This window comes from Candidatus Fokinia solitaria (genome assembly GCF_003072485.1).
Classification (GTDB): Bacteria; Pseudomonadota; Alphaproteobacteria; order Rickettsiales; family Midichloriaceae; genus Fokinia; species Fokinia solitaria.
In genome coordinates, this window is the sequence record NZ_CP025989.1 from 438,401 (window position 1) to 454,339 (window position 15,939).

Sequence of the window (15,939 nt, forward strand, 5' to 3'; positions counted from 1 at the left end):
TCATGTTTTCGTACGAGGATGTTTTTTCAAGATATCAAGTTAGCACTTATAGAATTTTGGATGGAATCAGGCTGTATACTATTGGAAGGCTATGACATGAAAGTCGGCGCTGGTACATCACACCCCGCTACAGCTTTAATGTGCCTTACCAAAAATCCATGGAACGTTGTATATGTACAGCCTAGTACCCGCCCTACTGATGGTAGATATGCTATTACACCAAATAGAACGCAATTCTATTATCAATTACAAGTAATAATGAAACCTTCTCCGGATAACATACAAGCACTATGCTTGCAAAGTCTCCGTAATATAGGACTGAAAGTAGAAAGTAATAACATATGCTTTATAGAAGATGATTGGCAAAATCCTACCTTAGGCGCATCAGGATTAGGATGGGAATTGCAATTGAACGGAACGGAAATTTTACAATTTACTTACATGCAACAAATTGGAGGCTTAAAATGCAATCCAGTACCATGCGAGATAACATATGGTCTTGAGAGATTAGCGATGCACGTACAGAATGTTGACAGTTTTTGGGATATAATCTGGTCTCCATCTGGCATCACATACGGTGAACTTTTTAAAAAACAGGAAGAAACGTATTCACATTTTAACTTTGAGTATGCTAATACGGAAATGCTTTTAAATCATTTTCAAGATAACATTGCAGAATGTAAGAGGCTATTGGTGATAGCGCGTGAGAAAAATATCAACCTCGTTATGCAAGCTTATGATTGCTTTCTTAGTGCAGCTCATCTTTTTAACTTACTAGAAGCGAGAAAAATGATTACCATCGTGCAAAGAACTTCTTACATGAAAGTACTTAGAGAAGTAGCGACCATGTGTTGTAAAGAATGGATAGAATTTGAAAGTGAGAATGTGGCGCACAAAGATCTTAACTCTTAATCCTGAAGCTTTTCCGGGACCATTAGCGCATTCAGTAATCGGAAGAGGATTAAGTAAGTGGTGGAATTTAGAGGTAAAAAATATAAGAGACTACTCTAAACTAAAACATAAAAAAGCGGATGACACAATATATGGCGGAGGAAACGGAATGTTAATAAGAGCGGATGTTCTTGGAGATGCAATAGATGATTTTTTTGAAACTGATAATCCAAATAAGCCAATATTATACGCCTCTCCAAGAGGCATAAAGTTTGATCAAAAAATGGCTTTAGACTTTTCGCAAAAGCAAGGCATACAACTAATATCAGGCAAATTTGAAGGAATAGATGAAAGAGTTTTGCAATATTACAATATCAAAGAAGTAAGCATAGGAGATTACATTCTCTCTTCTGGAGATATTCCAATTCTAGTAATTATCAATGCGTGTGTGAGGTTATTAAGCGATACCTTCATCACAAAAGGCGATAATCTTAATCCTCTGAATGAAGAGTCATTTTCACTTTTCGATCAAGAATTAGGCGCTCTTCTAGAATATCCTCAATATACTAAGCCTCGTATTTGGCGTGACTTAGAAGTACCAAAGATTTTCTTATCCGGTCATCATAAAAATATTCAAGATATAAGAAAGATTGAAGCTAAAAGAAAAACTCTTTTAATGAAGAAAAAGTTCAATAATAATAAAGATGTTTAAATATCACTCTTATTTATGAAGAAAACGTACATTTTAATACCAGTATTCATATCTTGTATCGCAATAATAGTAGCTTTTCTTTATTTTTCTCAACAAAAAGATATCAATCAAAATCGCTTTGAAGATCTTCTGAAAGAGAAATTTGCTTCTCATGGCTTTATTCTCGACTGCGCTTCCATTACACAAGAAAGTAGTTCCCTCATTTTAAACAATGTTACAATAGTAGGAGCACTGCCAATTTTTAAAGCTGAAGTACTCTTTGATAAAATAAAAGTAACAAGTAATAGTGTCTCTACGGATGTAGAACTTTTAGGTGAGGTAAAGGCGAACATATATCAGTCTACAGATTATAAAATACCTTTAAAATCTCACATTATCTTACGAGATTACAATCAATTTAAATTATCTATACCTGCGAATAAGAATACTAAGGACGTAGCTGAATACTTTTCATTTCAGTCAATGTTAAGTAATGCAAAACTGTACATAGATAATCAAGAAAAGATCTTTCTAAGGGAGTGTTATGTCAATATAATAGGAAATCCTACGAATGAGCGCTTAATAGACATCAAAATACATTTCGAAAATACAAATGAAAACCACATTAACTCAAACAACGAAATATACTCACTAAATGCTCGTCTCATAAATCATGAAGAAAAAGAAGAGAATGCATATAAGATAGAAAAGTTCCTCCTAAAAAGCGGTACATACTCTATAAAAGCAAGTGGCGATATATCTTTTTATACTTTTAGCGCTTTTCAAGACTCTAATGCTGATACAGATATGTCATACGTGAAGTCACAAAATATTGTTATTCAGCTTCAGAACTATAAAGGCATCAGTACTACAATTACAGACTTAGTACGGCAATTTTATCAAAGTTTCTTTGAGAAGTACAATAAAAGTGCAGCTGAAATATCAGAGTATGAACTACAGATAGCTATCGTGCGTCTCATAGAATTTATATCACAAGACATAAAGGGAGACGAATCCAGCATTCATCTCGTTTATGATAAAAAAAATGGCATGACTTTTTCAGGGAAAACAAATAACGATTTTATGACATTCATGAAAACACTACAGCTTATAAAGAAAGAAGTAGTATCAAAATAAACGGCAATACTTTAGATTTATTAACATCATTTTAGTAACCACCTAAATTTAGCGTCTACAATATACTTTTCTCCTTGTAGTGAACGAAACAGATATGTAGCATACTGCATAAATTAAAAACATTAATGTGCAGTAAGCATACTTTTTATAAATTCAACCTCAAAAGGAGTATGAAAGATGTCTAGTACAAACATTATACTATGCGATCATAAGGATTATTTATCCAATGATGCTTACGTTTCATCTGAGAGGCAGTTTTCGCAATCCTATATCACGGCGCTTAGCTTATTTCAAAATACCATATTGAATTTGCGTTTTTATGATAAATTTACTCAACCGATGCTGATATGCACAAATCTTGCATATAAGAATACAGTAATCTCTCAATTGCATGAAATTGGCGTGCGAAAGGCAATACTGCTATGCGAAGATTCGATATATGGTAGTGCAGTATCACTGATGCTTGCTATACAGTATCTTCTTTCAGTTGCTGCAATGACGGCTAATCATCAAGTAATTTGCACAATGTTATCTCATATCAAAACGATCAATTTCGATCTTTTTCATACGCATGCTATAACAAAATGTATCGCAAAAGCAAAAAGTAATAATATGCACCTTAGTAAGGTATTATGTTTTGCTGCACCGACAAATTATTTTGATGAAAATACCTCATATATAGAGATCAAAGGAGATAAAATAATACCTAATAACACATTACATGATATTAAATCATTTCCGGAAACACCGTATTCTAAAAAAACTATAGCAAAAATCAAAAACTCTATAAAAAGTTACAGTGAATCGCCTACGAGAACAGCGATTAAAGGTGGTAAAAACAATCACACGTATCTTTCAGAAATTGGAGTATACTACTCCTCGCTAAAAGTGCTATGCGATTGCTTTCAACTTCATATGAGTGATTGTTTTCAAGAAACAAAGAAATTATTTACGAACGATGATATTAAGACAGAACGTTCATTCATAATAAAAGAAATTTCTACCGACGCTAGCATTCAAAAAGTACTATCATCATATCCAAAATATAATGACTTCTCACAATCTATTCTAAGATACTCGGATAATGCAATCGTATGTACGCCTGAAGATTACTCAGAATCCGTAAATTGGAATGAAGTATATCATACCTCTAAGATGGACATCGAGAATGCGCAATTGCCTCATCTAAATATCGCGCAAAACAACATTGCTTCTCAAGAAAGAGAACCTGTACACTCTTTTCAAGCGTTTTTACATCAACATCATGCAACTTTTGAATCAAAAAGTGATTCGCAAAACATAACATATGAATGCCAAGATAGCGCTAAAATTATAATAAAAGAACTGAAAGCGAAATATGCAAAGGCGGAAATAGAAAGTCATGAAAAGCCTCAGTCATTGACAGAGAAACGAGTATTTACAATGTATTCGTTTGAAGATTTGTTGCATGATTTCTTAGCGCACAATATTTCCGAGAATATAACGTTATCGGATGGTAATATACTGTTCATTGAAAAGCCAATGCTGCTAATGGCACAAGATAATAGTGTAATTTGGGAATTTGACACAGTAATTATCGTTGCGCATAAAAAGTACATTCACATAGTACGAAACGTGATAAAAGATCTAGGAAATAGCGAAGAAGCATACGAAATACTACAACAACTATTTGAAACTGAAAATAAGACAGATAAAGCACTGTTAAAAATGATATTGGAAGAACACAAAAACAGCTTTATCTTTTAAGCTATTCCTATAATAATCCTCTTCAGATATCACTATTCAGTTCACTTAGAAATGTCTATTAAGTTGTTGATGCCAGCTCTTTCCCCTACAATGAAAGAAGGAAATTTGATAAAGTGGCTAAAAAAAGAAGGCGACGTCATAGCATCCGGAGATGTCATTGCTGAGATAGAAACGGATAAAGCAATAATGGAATTTGAATCAGCAGATTCTGGTGTTTTAGGGAAAATTTTAGTTTCAGAAGGTACTTCTAACGTCAAGGTAAAGGAGTTAATTGCTATTATCTTGGAAGAAGGCGAATCAGAAGCGGATATAGAAGCGATATTAAATGCTACTGCTCTACAAACACATACTACGCCTCCTAAAAGTGAAGAGGATAAGAAAGTAGATAAAAATAAGAGTATCGATATAGCTGCCCCTTCCACTTCTCAAGAAGAAAGAATATTTATATCTCCAATAGCTAGAAAATTGGCAATGGATCATAAAGTGGATATCAAGCATATAAAAGGAAGTGGCCCGTACTCTAGAATAGTAAAAAGAGATGTTGAAGAAGTAATTGCAGTTACTGCAAGCGATAGTAGCACTCCTAATACTACGCTTTCATTCACAAAGATGCGCGCTGCAATAGCGGAACGATTAAGCTTTTCTAAAAAGAATATACCTCATTTCTACATTTCTGTTGAGTGCAATATTGATAATCTGCTATCGATTAGAAAGTCGCTAAATGACAGTATGAAAAAAGCGAATTTGGATAAAAAAATCTCCATCAACGATTTTTTCGTAAAAGCTACCGCTCTATCATTACAAAAACATCATAAATTTCGCTCCTCTTTTGAAGAAGAAAAATGGCTTCAGCATGACTTCGCAGATATTGCAATTGCAATTTCTGTAGAGGATGGATTATTTACTCCAGTTGTCAAAAATTCTGCGCAAAAGTCTTTACTGCATATTTCCACAGAAGTACTTGAATTAGCGCAGAAAGCGCGTTCCCGTTCTTTACGACATAGCGAAATTTCTGGTGGATGCATTACAATTTCAAATCTTGGCATGTATGGCATTAGAAGCTTTTTACCGATTATTAATCCTCCACATGTTTCTATTCTTGCTATAGGAGGTGCAATTCATAAACCTACTGTAAGCAGCGAAGGAAATATCGTAGCATCTCAAACAATCGAGATAACACTCGCTTGTGATCATAGGGTTATAGACGGCGTAGATGCAGCTCTTTTCATCAATGATATAAAATCTTATGTCGAAAATAGCATGTCGCTGATAATGTAGTGACATAATTCACTTCACTTCTCTACAAGAATTTTTCTTATATCATCAAAAATACTGTCAAGTACTTGCGTTCTTTTTCGTTTTCGATAGTATTCTGTTAATTAAATATTGTATTTTAGAATGTCCATAGTAGGTTGTTCATTTAGAGATTTCCCTGATTGTAAGGTAAAGATCGTATCTGGCGATTCGGCGGTTGATTTATCAAAAATCCCTTCATATTTAGGAACGCATAGTAATCCATCAGAAGCAGTACAAAAAGAGGGAAAATTCGCAATATGTGATGCTACTTTACATAGCATCATGACTTGGTGCACAGGATATAAAGTGTTATTTTTCTTCTATCCTTTAAATTTTACCTTTGTATGCCCTTCTGAGATAATAGCACTTAATAAAATGAAAAGTGAATTTGAATCAAGAAAAACTAAGGTCTTCTTAGTAAGTGTTGATTCTCACTATAGTCATATAGCTTATGCCACGACTAGTAAGGAGAACGGTGGCATCGGAGAAATGGGGCATGCTATGATTTCTGATATAAATAAAGAATTATCTGTCGCTCTTGGTGTTTTACATCACTCTGGCGTGTCGCTGCGTGCAGCTATCATCATAGGAGAAGATGGTATTATCAAACATCAAACTGTTAACGAATTAGCGATAGGAAGAAATACTAATGAATTACTAAGAGTGCTCGATGCAATAGAGCATAATAAACAATACGGCGAAGTATGTCCTATAAATTGGAAGAAGGGAGAAGCAGCGATGGTACCAAATGTTGATGGAATGAAGAAGTATATCAACACTTCTAATTCGTAACTAAGAGAAATTGTTAAAAAATCATTTTTCATGTTAGCATGAATCCAGTTTTGCAAATAGAAAGAGGAAAAGTAGTTTCAGCACTCTCTATTGTACAATCAATAGTAGAGCGACGTAACATCAATCCTATATTATCTCATGTCAAAATTATCATTTACTCTTCTGGAGTGATGCGATTTGTATGTACTGACATGGATATTGTTGTATCTTCCACCATCGATGTAGAAGCGTTCGATACTACACAAAAGAAGATCGCTTTTACCACTCCTGTGTCCGTTTTCTATGAAATTCTACGAAAAATGCAAGATCGATATATAGATCTCGATCTTTCAAACGTCGAAAGCGGATTACTCATAGTGAAGACCGATGATTCTCAATTTAAGTTAGGTTGCTCAGAAGAAGATAAATTTCCTCCTCTTGATATCGAAGAGTATCATATTAAGAATTTTGCAACTCCTAGTAGTGTAGAACAAGTCTCATCTCACAATTTCTTGATGCACGTTACAGCAGAAGAGTTGTATCACTTGCTCTCAGGTACAAAATATGCGATCTCATCTAGTGAAATCTCTTATCATCTCAATGGCATCTGCTTCCAAGCGGTAAAAGCTGACACCATTCCAAGCAAATACGAATGCTTTGAATTGCTCCGTGCTTCCTCGGCACAAAGTGCAGAAGATTATAATGTAGATCATACAGAAAATTTCCTGTTAGCAGTTTCTACAGATACTCATAGGCTTGCAACTGCAGCTATTCCAATACAAGAAGGCGCTTTTGAAATAAAAGAAGTAATAGTGCCAAAAAAGACAGTAATGGAATTGCTGAAGCTTACAGAAAACATGGAAAGGAAAGACAAAATCAACATCAGTATGCATGAACGAAAGATAATTTTTTCCACTCCGGACGTAGTAATAGTATCTAAGCTAATTAGTAGTGAATTTCCTTCTTATCGTGAAATATTAAAGGAAAAGTACGATAAAATTGTAACGGTATCAAGGAAGGCTATGATCGCAGCAATAGACATCGTAACCTCTGTTATAGATGATAAAATGAAGCCTTGCCAAGTTTCATTTTCTGAAGATAATGTTGAAATCTCTGTTGAAAGTCAAATACATACTAAAGGCAGCGGAGTAAAAAATATCAAATCTCGTACTAATGGAGAGATAAAGTTTACTATCATACTCAATTCTCGTTATGTGCTTGATACCTTAAACGTGATAGAAGAGGATGAAGTAGAGATACTGATGCGCGATATAGAATCGGCTATTATAGTCAGAGGTGCTGATAATCAGTGTTCGATACATATGATTATGCCTATGCAGCCTTAGTTTTATAGATCAATCTTATATGATTTTTATTATTTCTCTCTAGCTCGCCACTTAACTCTAGTTCAGTTATAGCTAGCATTAGCGCATCTACTTCGAAGTTTGTATGCGCAAGTATCTCCTCTACCGTAGTATATGATGAATACGATAGCACATCAGTGAGAGATTGATGTATTGCTTCTTCTTCATGCTTTGGTATATGCCGTACTCTACCATGATGCATCGGCAATCTTAGTGCAATGGACTGAGAAGGCTGCTTACTGTCTCGCAGCTTCATGTTATCTATTTTTATAAGCTTTGCTAATTCCTTCAGTACATCTTCGGCATCTTCTACTAGCACTGCGCCATCTCTAATTAACTTATTACTCCCCTTAGATCTTGGATCCATAGGAAAGCCAGGCACCGCAAGTACCTCCCTTCCCTCCTCTAAAGCAGTTCTAGCAGTTACTAATGTACCTGAATTATGAGATGCTTCTATCACCACTACACAACTACATAACCCTGCTATTATAGCATTTCTTTCCGGAAAATATGATGCTAACGGCGGAGACGATATTGGATACTGACTCACTACAAGCCCTGTACGATACATCTGACGATACAAATAATCACATGCTTTAGGGTATATGTGAGAAATACCGCTTCCTACTACGCCAATTGTACCGCCTTCCAACGCTCCTTCATGCGCCATTCTATCTATACCATCAGCTAATCCAGATACTACCACAAATCCGCTCTTTGAAATTTCTGCAGATATACGTTTAGCAAAAATACCACCACCAATAGAAGCATTTCTAGCACCTACTATTGCTACTTTATGCTTTCGTAAAAGCGAAACATCTCCCTTTACAGTAAGTACAGGAGGTGGAGAATAAGTCTTTAAGAGTAAATCTGGATACTCATCAGAATATGCAAAAATCATCCTTGCGCCAAGTGCATGGCATTCTCTAATTTCTTTCTGTATTTGATGAACAGATGGTACTAACACGTCATTGCTAAGCTTTCCTTGTTTCTTAAGAGTACCTATATGCTCTATTGCCAATGCTGGAGAAGAGAACAAATTTAACAAAGAAAAAAAAGTTGCAGATCTTATATGAGACGTTCTAGCTAATCTAAGCCATGCAATCTCGAACTCTTTATCTTTTGCAAAAGCTGAAATTTTTTTCACTATATCAAAAGCTGAAAAAAGAGCGTATTCATCATGTTGCATTCTAAAAATATATATTTTACCCTAAAATGTTTTGTGCCCTTTATACACATTATAAAACGTTACTTCAACAGATATTTTTAGAAAAACATGCAACGGAAGCGGAGTGATGATATAATCGTCAAATTATCACATTTATCGCGATTTAATAAGCCGATACCAATTCTTTTATTGCTACTACCGATATGGTGGACCTTAGTAATCACGCGCAAATTTATAACTGATTTTTGGTTTTATTTTTCAATACTCACTCTTGGAGGGATACTAAGTCGTACCGTAGGCTGCATTATTAACGATATTATAGATCGTAAATACGATGCTTTCGTGAAAAGAACTGCAAAAAGACCGCTAGCGAAAAATTCTATAGAGATGAAGTATGTCATCATGTATCTGCTACTATTGAGTGCAATAGGACTTTTTTTGATATTTTTACTACCACTTAAATGTAGATATATTATATGCATTTCTTGCTTACTAATGTGCATATATCCATATATGAAAAGAATAACAAATTATGCGCAGGTAGTACTTGGCATAGCATTTAATACTGGCATACTTGTTACATTTACACTATCAAATTATAACAATCTCATAGTCCAATCATCTTCTTATATAGCTGCAGTACTATGGACGATTGGATATGATGCGATATATGCATTGCAAGATGTACACGATGATAAAGCGCTCGGTCTTCGTTCAATTGCAGTAAAATTTGAGAAAAGTATCTCTGAAGTAGTATGGTATTGCTATAAGATCACTTGCATTTTACTTGGATTCGTTGGCTTAAATCTAGGCTATAATATAGCATTTTTCGTTTTTCTTGGAGGTGGCTTATATAGCTTGTATGAGCAAATTAAGGTAATCGAATCTCATTCTGAATATACGGATAAGATAATATATGAGAAATTATTTCATCAAAATGCAATATTTGGCATCATAGTTCTAATTGCCTTATATTTAGGACAAATAAGTCTTGCTTCTTAGCTTCAATTATCGTATTAAAATATGTGTTTATTGGTGGTATTAGCATTTTAGCTGGAAGCATGTTGTGTTATGAACGTCCTGGATTAATTGGCACGAAACTTGGTATGACTCAAGTTTTTGTTGATGACATTGCTGTACCTGCAACTGTAATACATATCCCGGAAAATCTTCTCATCGGCTTTAGAACAAATGAGAAGAACGGATATCAAGCTGCGGTGCTTGGTATACGATATCGTGACGAAAAGAAGAGTCGCAAAAAATTATATGCGATAATTAAAGAATTTAAGCTAAACTCTCTTGATAACTTTAGTGAAGGTCAATCATATGATGCTTCTCATTTCACTCTAGGACAGAGTGTAGATGTTATTGGTCATGCTATAGGTAAAGGCTTCGCAGGTGGTATGAAGCGGCACGGATTTAGAGGAGGAGATGCTTCTCATGGTGCTTCTATCTCTCATAGAGCACTCGGCTCAACTGGTGGAAGACAAGATCCAGGTAAAGTATTCAAAGGAAAAAAAATGGCAGGACATATGGGAACAAATCGAGTAACTACTAGAAATTTAAGAGTGCTTGATATTGATGCAGAAGTCTCTATTATCGTGGTTAAAGGCTGCGTACCTGGTAGCAAGGGAAAGACTGTGCTGCTAAGAGATTCTACTATGAGATAATAAATTTTACGTTCTTTCTTTTTATGAAACATCAAGTTTTAGACTTTCATTCTAGTTCGGTTAGTGCCGAAATAGAACTTCCGAACATCTTTGATGTCGAAATACGACCAGATATCATACATCGTGTCATATGTTGGCAACTTGCTAAGAGAAGACTCGGTACTCATAAAGTTAAAGGTAGAAGTGAAATAGCTAAATCTACTCGCAAAATACATGCGCAAAAAGGAGGTGGACGCGCCCGTCATGGCGCAGCTAGCGCGCCTCAATTTCGTGGCGGAGGAGTTACATTCGGTCCTGTGGTACGTAGTCACGAGTATAAGTTAAATAAGAAAGTGCGTACTATGGGCTTACATTCTGCCCTTTCAATGAAATTACAGGAAAGCAAGATTTTGGTAGTAAACGATCTTTCTCTTCCATCATCTAAAACAAAGGAGTTATATGGAAGAATTTCTGCTTTGTTAAATGATAAGAAAAGCACATCTAAGATTTCGTGTCTTATGGTGGATAAAGAATGTCATACTTCACTTTGCCTCGCTTCAGCTAATATGCACAATATTGACGTTCTACCAGTAAAGGGATTGAACGTGTACGATCTGATTAAACATGAGTTTACAATATTCTCTAAAAGTGCAATAGTTAGCATGGCGGAAAGCATCATTGCTTAAACTTTGATTTTTTGCTTCAATAAAACTAAATAGTGAAACTTTTTTTAAAGGTAGTAGCTATCTTTAGAGCTGTAGCGCATCCATTTGAATCGTGTATTGTATTCTATTGAGTAGTTATATATTGAAAAAGTTCGCTGCTTAAAATATTTAAACTAACAAGATTGATTGCATGGCTAATATTCCAAAGAATGCTATAGGAGAAAGGCAATACATCATCCAAGAACATGATAGTATATTAGTACAAAGCTTCAAATTTGGCGTATTACCTATAATCGGATTAAGCGCAGCATACTTTCTTATCAATTACTTTTATAAAGAAGGTGATAGCGAAGCTGCAGATACAAAAAACACGAAATATGCTGAAATTAACGTGTGTAATAACGAATGGAGAGAATATTTTGTCATAAATCAAGTATGTGAGAAGCACTTTAAGATTTTAAAAAAAGATAATGAAGAAAGAATAAAAAGGTTACAGACGCAACTCGAGAGAGTAAAAGTAAGAGAGAAAGAATTGCATCACAAAGTAGAAGAAAGTGCACATCACAGAGCAATTTTATCTGAATTAAAAGAAGACAAAAAGAAAATAGAGAATGAATTAAAGAGAATAGAAATATTAAGGCAAAAAAACGAATGCAATATGAAGGATAAGAAAGAAATGAGCGATGATGCAAACAGTAATAACGTCATTAACCGAAATATTAGAAAGGCTTATGATGAAGAACATGCTTTAACACTAAAGGGAAGAAAAGAATATATAGCGGAGTGCTCATTGGTAAAAATTCACGATAATCGAGCGCAATACTTAGAATCGCAAATATCAAAAGCACTTTCACAATATGAAGCGATGTCAAATGAAGCAGAAAAGTTACCAGTACTAAGCTGCAAGAAAAATAGCTTAACAGAAAGCTTTGCAGTATCGCAGCTTTTTAAAAAGGAAGTTGCTATAACTCAGCAATGCAATGAAGAGGCGCTTCATGATAAATACAACAGGATAAAATACGTCTTACTAGAGCTTTCTGAAGATGAGAAAGCAGAAGTTTGCCTGTATTATAATGAAGCAATAGGAGAAGTAATAAAGAATGGTGAAAATCTCAACGACATAACATTCGATTAAAGCAAGTATCTCATATATGAAAAGTTCTCCTTACTCATATCAAAGTGCTGATAAAATGAAAAGGGGAAAATATCGCAATGCAGCCAGGCTCATATCTTCTGTACTCTATAAAATGCAAAATCTAATAGCTATCTCGCGATACACAACTCATAAATAATTATCTATTATAGAAATTTTTCGTGAGTATAATATCTTCTTCTGACAGTTCATATACTTTATCTTCTACTTCATTCGCTAAAATATACATTTGATTCAAATCTAACATCTTGCAAAAAATCTCCTTCTGTTTACTCAGACTTAGTTCTTTAAATTCCTCTCTTTCTACAATCGCATCGCCATTTTGTCCTTCAAAAAAGCGTTTCGCATTGAAGTTGTACTTAAAAAAGTACTTCTCATAAAGCTTATGAAATAGCTTTTTCAACTCTTCTAGACTATTACAGGATAATAATTGCTCTTTTGCTTTTTCATTCCATTTCGCTAATTCAAAATAACAAAAGCTTCCTCCTCCTTCCCATTTTTGATTCTTACTAATGCCTCCTTGCTCTCCTTCAATCACTTTTTCCATTCTCACTTTCGTTATTGTTTCTACGTAATCCATTTGCTCTATCATAATCCACCTTCTTTTCATCTTATGCGCTACCGCTCCTGTTGTGCCACTCCCTCCAAAAAAATCTAGCACTATATCTCCTTCTTCCGTCGATATTTGAATCACCCTTTCTATCAATTCTTCCGGCTTTTGTCCTTGCCCTTTAAAATCTTGCACTAATTCTTTTGCCTGCGTTCTTGTCTGCAAAGAATAAACATCCCACACATCGCCTATTGGTAACCCTTTTAACTCTGATAAATACACCTTCTCACCATTTCTAAATCTATATTTGCCATTACCATCTTCCTTAAAAGAGTTTTGAATATAATTCTCAGTATATTCAGTATATGCTAACTTTTTGTTGAAAAAATATTTACTATTATTCTTACTATAAAACAGAATCGTTTCATGTTGACGTACATATCCTTTTACAGTGCTTTTATATCCTGATACACTACCTAAATTCCAAATGATTTCCCTTTGAAAATTTTCTCTACCAAATATTTCATCTGTTAAGATCTTAGCATAATGAACTTCATTATAATCTAGAGTTATGTAAATACTTCCATCATCTCTAAGTAATTCTTTAGCAACTTCGAGGCGATTCTTCATGAATGTAAGCCATGTCGAATGATTGAAGTTATCATTATACTGAAAGCTATCATTACCCGTATTATACGGAGGGTCTATATAAATCAGCTTTATCTTACCTCTATATATTGGTAGCAGTGAGTACAGTGCTAACAAGTTATTTCCTTTCATCAGTAAATTATCTTTCTCATGATCAATCTCTCCTTCCCTTTCTCCATAGCTCTTCATATTCATAATCGCTTTCGGATTTAACAAGACATCAATATCATCCTTTGCTATGACTTCATTGAAAAACACTTCTTTTCTCTTTGAAGGCTTTTCTTCTAATACTCCATCTTTATTGAATCCAATGCCGTAATCTGCTTCATCTTTCGACTGCCCTCCTTCTAAGATACAGTCTTTAAATGGAAAGTTTAGCACAACATCTCTCGAATGTTTTAAATATCTATTTCTTTCTGCTAGTCCGATTTCATTCTGAAGTTTCGTATACGAATTATATATCTCTCCAGCTTCAAGAAAAAACTTGAAGTCATGTGCTTTATAAATATGCTATATTTCTCTCTTATCGTAAAAAAATGCCTTCTTATTTCTTCATCTTCAAATAATTTATCAACTATTTCATCTGTTAATCCTTGATTTGTGCTTCTGCCGTCAGGACATATAAGGCTTATTACCTTCTCTTCATTTAGTTCTCCATCTATAAATAATTCTTCAAATCTTCTTAATACTTCTTCTATTTTCTTTCTCCATGTCATCATAAAATCTGTTATTTTTCTCCTTAATAATTGCTCTCTTACTCTTTCGCATTTATATCACATACTACTCACTCTCTTCAATAATTCAATGATAGATTCTTCTCTTTTCGAATACTTACCTTATTCACAATCTCCTCTACTTTCAACTTCTCATACCTTTTTCTTCCACGATACAGTATACCATGCGCTGTAAAAGAGTAATATTTACCTTTCTCAATTTTCACGTCATCCCATAATTCCACAGGTATAATCACTTGTATCTCATATTTAATACCTTCATACCTAGGATCATCGAACTTCGCTGTGAATTTTACTTCTTTCTTCTCTATCGCATCTTTTTCTGCATGAGTCATTCTCTTTATACTCTCATGTCGTGACATAAATTGCATCTGCAGCGACTGCACTTTTTCTTCTGATTTTTCCCTTTTTTTGTCCTGTTCATACGAAGCTTGTAGTTCTTTTCGGCGTTGCTTAATATTACTTTTATCATAAATTACTTTACTATTCTCACCTACACGTACGGTGAAATAACGAAGAGTGGCACTGGATACGTGAAGAAACGCAATGATCGCTAGCTTACTAGTTGTTGTACTTGGCTTTATAAACCAATCACATATCATATCAAATGCAATATCATTTGCCTTAGTACGAAGAAACTCCGTCAAAAAAGCCGTTATTTTAGTTATAAGGCTACCTTCTTTTATTCTAAGTTCGCAGTCAGCTAGTCCATTTTCCGATAAAATAACATTCAAACTTTCATAGAAAATAGCTACCTGATTCAATGTCAATTCTCCTTCATATTACAATTTTAGCTCCAATTCTAGCACTATTTCTGATTTCGGAAACAGCCCTCCCTGCTTGCGTGGTGAGTTATTTTGAGACATCGAAAGTTCAGAAAAAAAAGAGAATTACATGTTCCCCATCATCTCCTCTCCTTTTCTCCTCATCTCTTCAGCAAAATAAGAAAGTAAGCAACTAGCGTTTCGAGAACTGTGTACTTTTTCTCGCACCGCGAAGTCCATATTTCTTACGTTCCACCTCTCTACTATCTCTAGTAAGAAGCTTAAATACTTTTAAAGCTTTTCTTATTTCATTAGCTTCATTATCACCACATACAAGAGCTCTACTAATACCATGCATGATCGCCTGTGACTGTCCAGTAGTACCGCCACCTTTTACAGTGCAAAAGACATCATATTTCTCAGCTGCGACACCTAATGCAGCGAATGGCTTCACAATACTAGGCATCACATAATCTGATGCTGAAAAGTAGTCACTCAAAGATCTGCGATTGACCAAGAATCTTCCTGTACCCTCTGCTATCCATACCCTAGCTACTGACGACTTTCTTCTACCTGTGCCATATAAGCGATTTTGAGAAGCGGAAAAAAACTTCTGCTTTTTCTTTTTTACCTTTACGCCAAGACTCATCGTATCAGACGATTTTCCAGCAACTGTAGAAACAGAGGCAGTAGTACCAGTATTTTTCATCTA

General features: G+C 34.7%; 16 protein-coding genes. 11 read left to right on the forward strand and 5 right to left on the reverse strand.

The annotated features are described in order from the left end of the window. Window positions 1–18 precede the first annotated feature (18 nt). From Fsol_RS02050 to Fsol_RS02080, 7 genes are all read left to right on the forward strand, one after another. The gene (locus tag Fsol_RS02050) at window positions 19–912 is read left to right on the forward strand and encodes a glycine--tRNA ligase subunit alpha (RefSeq protein WP_108673238.1); all 894 of its coding nucleotides are present in this window, start codon (window positions 19–21) and stop codon (window positions 910–912) included. Then, on the forward strand, window positions 884–1,603 hold the full coding sequence (gene trmD, locus Fsol_RS02055; protein WP_108673239.1) for a tRNA (guanine(37)-N(1))-methyltransferase: 720 nt from the start codon (window positions 884–886) through the stop codon (window positions 1,601–1,603). Before Fsol_RS02050 ends, trmD begins: the two co-directional genes overlap by 29 nt. Before the next feature lie 15 nt (window positions 1,604–1,618). Then, window positions 1,619–2,719, forward strand: a complete 1,101-nt coding sequence (locus Fsol_RS02060) for a hypothetical protein (RefSeq protein WP_108673240.1) — start codon at window positions 1,619–1,621, stop codon at window positions 2,717–2,719. Window positions 2,720–2,896: 177 nt separating this feature from the next. After that, the gene (locus tag Fsol_RS02065) at window positions 2,897–4,465 is read left to right on the forward strand and encodes a glycosyltransferase family protein (RefSeq protein ID WP_108673241.1); all 1,569 of its coding nucleotides are present in this window, start codon (window positions 2,897–2,899) and stop codon (window positions 4,463–4,465) included. Window positions 4,466–4,534: 69 nt separating this feature from the next. Then, on the forward strand, window positions 4,535–5,743 hold the full coding sequence (locus Fsol_RS02070; protein WP_267895675.1) for a dihydrolipoamide acetyltransferase family protein: 1,209 nt from the start codon (window positions 4,535–4,537) through the stop codon (window positions 5,741–5,743). 120 nt (window positions 5,744–5,863) lie between these two features. After that, window positions 5,864–6,553, forward strand: coding sequence for a peroxiredoxin (locus Fsol_RS02075; protein ID WP_108673243.1), 690 nt, complete (start codon window positions 5,864–5,866; stop codon window positions 6,551–6,553). Between the two features lie 38 nt (window positions 6,554–6,591). Continuing rightward, complete coding sequence (locus Fsol_RS02080) at window positions 6,592–7,878, forward strand: DNA polymerase III subunit beta (protein WP_108673244.1); 1,287 nt, start codon at window positions 6,592–6,594, stop codon at window positions 7,876–7,878. Here Fsol_RS02080 and dprA read toward each other — a convergent pair. Further along, complete coding sequence (gene dprA / locus Fsol_RS02085) at window positions 7,865–9,085, reverse strand: DNA-processing protein DprA (RefSeq protein WP_108673245.1); 1,221 nt, start codon at window positions 9,083–9,085, stop codon at window positions 7,865–7,867. The two genes, Fsol_RS02080 and dprA, sit on opposite strands and share 14 nt — an antisense overlap. An 87-nt stretch (window positions 9,086–9,172) precedes the next feature. Between dprA and Fsol_RS02090 the strand changes: the two genes are divergently transcribed. The 4 genes from Fsol_RS02090 (at window position 9,173) to Fsol_RS02105 (ending at window position 12,513) form a co-directional block, all read left to right on the forward strand. After that, window positions 9,173–10,066, forward strand: coding sequence for a 4-hydroxybenzoate octaprenyltransferase (locus Fsol_RS02090; RefSeq protein WP_108673246.1), 894 nt, complete (start codon window positions 9,173–9,175; stop codon window positions 10,064–10,066). A gap of 23 nt (window positions 10,067–10,089) precedes the next feature. Further along, the gene (gene rplC / locus Fsol_RS02095) at window positions 10,090–10,734 is read left to right on the forward strand and encodes a 50S ribosomal protein L3 (protein ID WP_410519419.1); all 645 of its coding nucleotides are present in this window, start codon (window positions 10,090–10,092) and stop codon (window positions 10,732–10,734) included. A 23-nt stretch (window positions 10,735–10,757) separates the two neighbouring features. Beyond that, window positions 10,758–11,399, forward strand: coding sequence for a 50S ribosomal protein L4 (gene rplD / locus Fsol_RS02100; RefSeq protein WP_108673247.1), 642 nt, complete (start codon window positions 10,758–10,760; stop codon window positions 11,397–11,399). A 169-nt stretch (window positions 11,400–11,568) separates the two neighbouring features. Further along, on the forward strand, window positions 11,569–12,513 hold the full coding sequence (locus Fsol_RS02105) for a hypothetical protein (protein WP_108673248.1): 945 nt from the start codon (window positions 11,569–11,571) through the stop codon (window positions 12,511–12,513). Window positions 12,514–12,670: 157 nt separating this feature from the next. Here the strand turns inward: Fsol_RS02105 and Fsol_RS02110 are convergent, their stop codons facing one another. From Fsol_RS02110 to rpsI, 4 genes are all read right to left on the reverse strand, one after another. Further along, complete coding sequence (locus Fsol_RS02110; protein WP_108673249.1) at window positions 12,671–14,110, reverse strand: site-specific DNA-methyltransferase; 1,440 nt, start codon at window positions 14,108–14,110, stop codon at window positions 12,671–12,673. Between the two features lie 38 nt (window positions 14,111–14,148). After that, window positions 14,149–14,448: a hypothetical protein gene (locus Fsol_RS02115; RefSeq protein ID WP_145958115.1), complete on the reverse strand. Its 300-nt coding sequence runs from the start codon at window positions 14,446–14,448 to the stop codon at window positions 14,149–14,151. Window positions 14,449–14,522: 74 nt separating this feature from the next. Further along, a complete protein-coding gene (locus Fsol_RS02120) occupies window positions 14,523–15,227 on the reverse strand; it encodes a hypothetical protein (RefSeq protein ID WP_108673251.1) in 705 nt (234 codons plus the stop codon). A 193-nt stretch (window positions 15,228–15,420) separates the two neighbouring features. After that, complete coding sequence (rpsI, locus tag Fsol_RS02125) at window positions 15,421–15,936, reverse strand: 30S ribosomal protein S9 (protein ID WP_267895676.1); 516 nt, start codon at window positions 15,934–15,936, stop codon at window positions 15,421–15,423. Window positions 15,937–15,939: the final 3 nt, after the last annotated feature.

Coding starts and splice junctions, on each gene's coding strand:
- Fsol_RS02080 (WP_108673244.1), top strand. CDS start 6,592: ATGAATCCAGTTTTGCAAATAGAAAGAGGAAAAGTAGTTTCAGCACTC.
- Fsol_RS02115 (WP_145958115.1), bottom strand. CDS start 14,448: ATGATGACATGGAGAAAGAAAATAGAAGAAGTATTAAGAAGATTTGAA.
- Fsol_RS02105 (WP_108673248.1), top strand. CDS start 11,569: ATGGCTAATATTCCAAAGAATGCTATAGGAGAAAGGCAATACATCATC.
- Fsol_RS02075 (WP_108673243.1), top strand. CDS start 5,864: ATGTCCATAGTAGGTTGTTCATTTAGAGATTTCCCTGATTGTAAGGTA.
- Fsol_RS02090 (WP_108673246.1), top strand. CDS start 9,173: ATGCAACGGAAGCGGAGTGATGATATAATCGTCAAATTATCACATTTA.
- dprA (WP_108673245.1), bottom strand. CDS start 9,085: ATGCAACATGATGAATACGCTCTTTTTTCAGCTTTTGATATAGTGAAA.
- rplD (WP_108673247.1), top strand. CDS start 10,758: ATGAAACATCAAGTTTTAGACTTTCATTCTAGTTCGGTTAGTGCCGAA.
- Fsol_RS02060 (WP_108673240.1), top strand. CDS start 1,619: ATGAAGAAAACGTACATTTTAATACCAGTATTCATATCTTGTATCGCA.
- Fsol_RS02065 (WP_108673241.1), top strand. CDS start 2,897: ATGTCTAGTACAAACATTATACTATGCGATCATAAGGATTATTTATCC.
- Fsol_RS02070 (WP_267895675.1), top strand. CDS start 4,535: ATGCCAGCTCTTTCCCCTACAATGAAAGAAGGAAATTTGATAAAGTGG.
- Fsol_RS02050 (WP_108673238.1), top strand. CDS start 19: ATGTTTTTTCAAGATATCAAGTTAGCACTTATAGAATTTTGGATGGAA.
- rpsI (WP_267895676.1), bottom strand. CDS start 15,936: ATGAAAAATACTGGTACTACTGCCTCTGTTTCTACAGTTGCTGGAAAA.
- trmD (WP_108673239.1), top strand. CDS start 884: ATGTGGCGCACAAAGATCTTAACTCTTAATCCTGAAGCTTTTCCGGGA.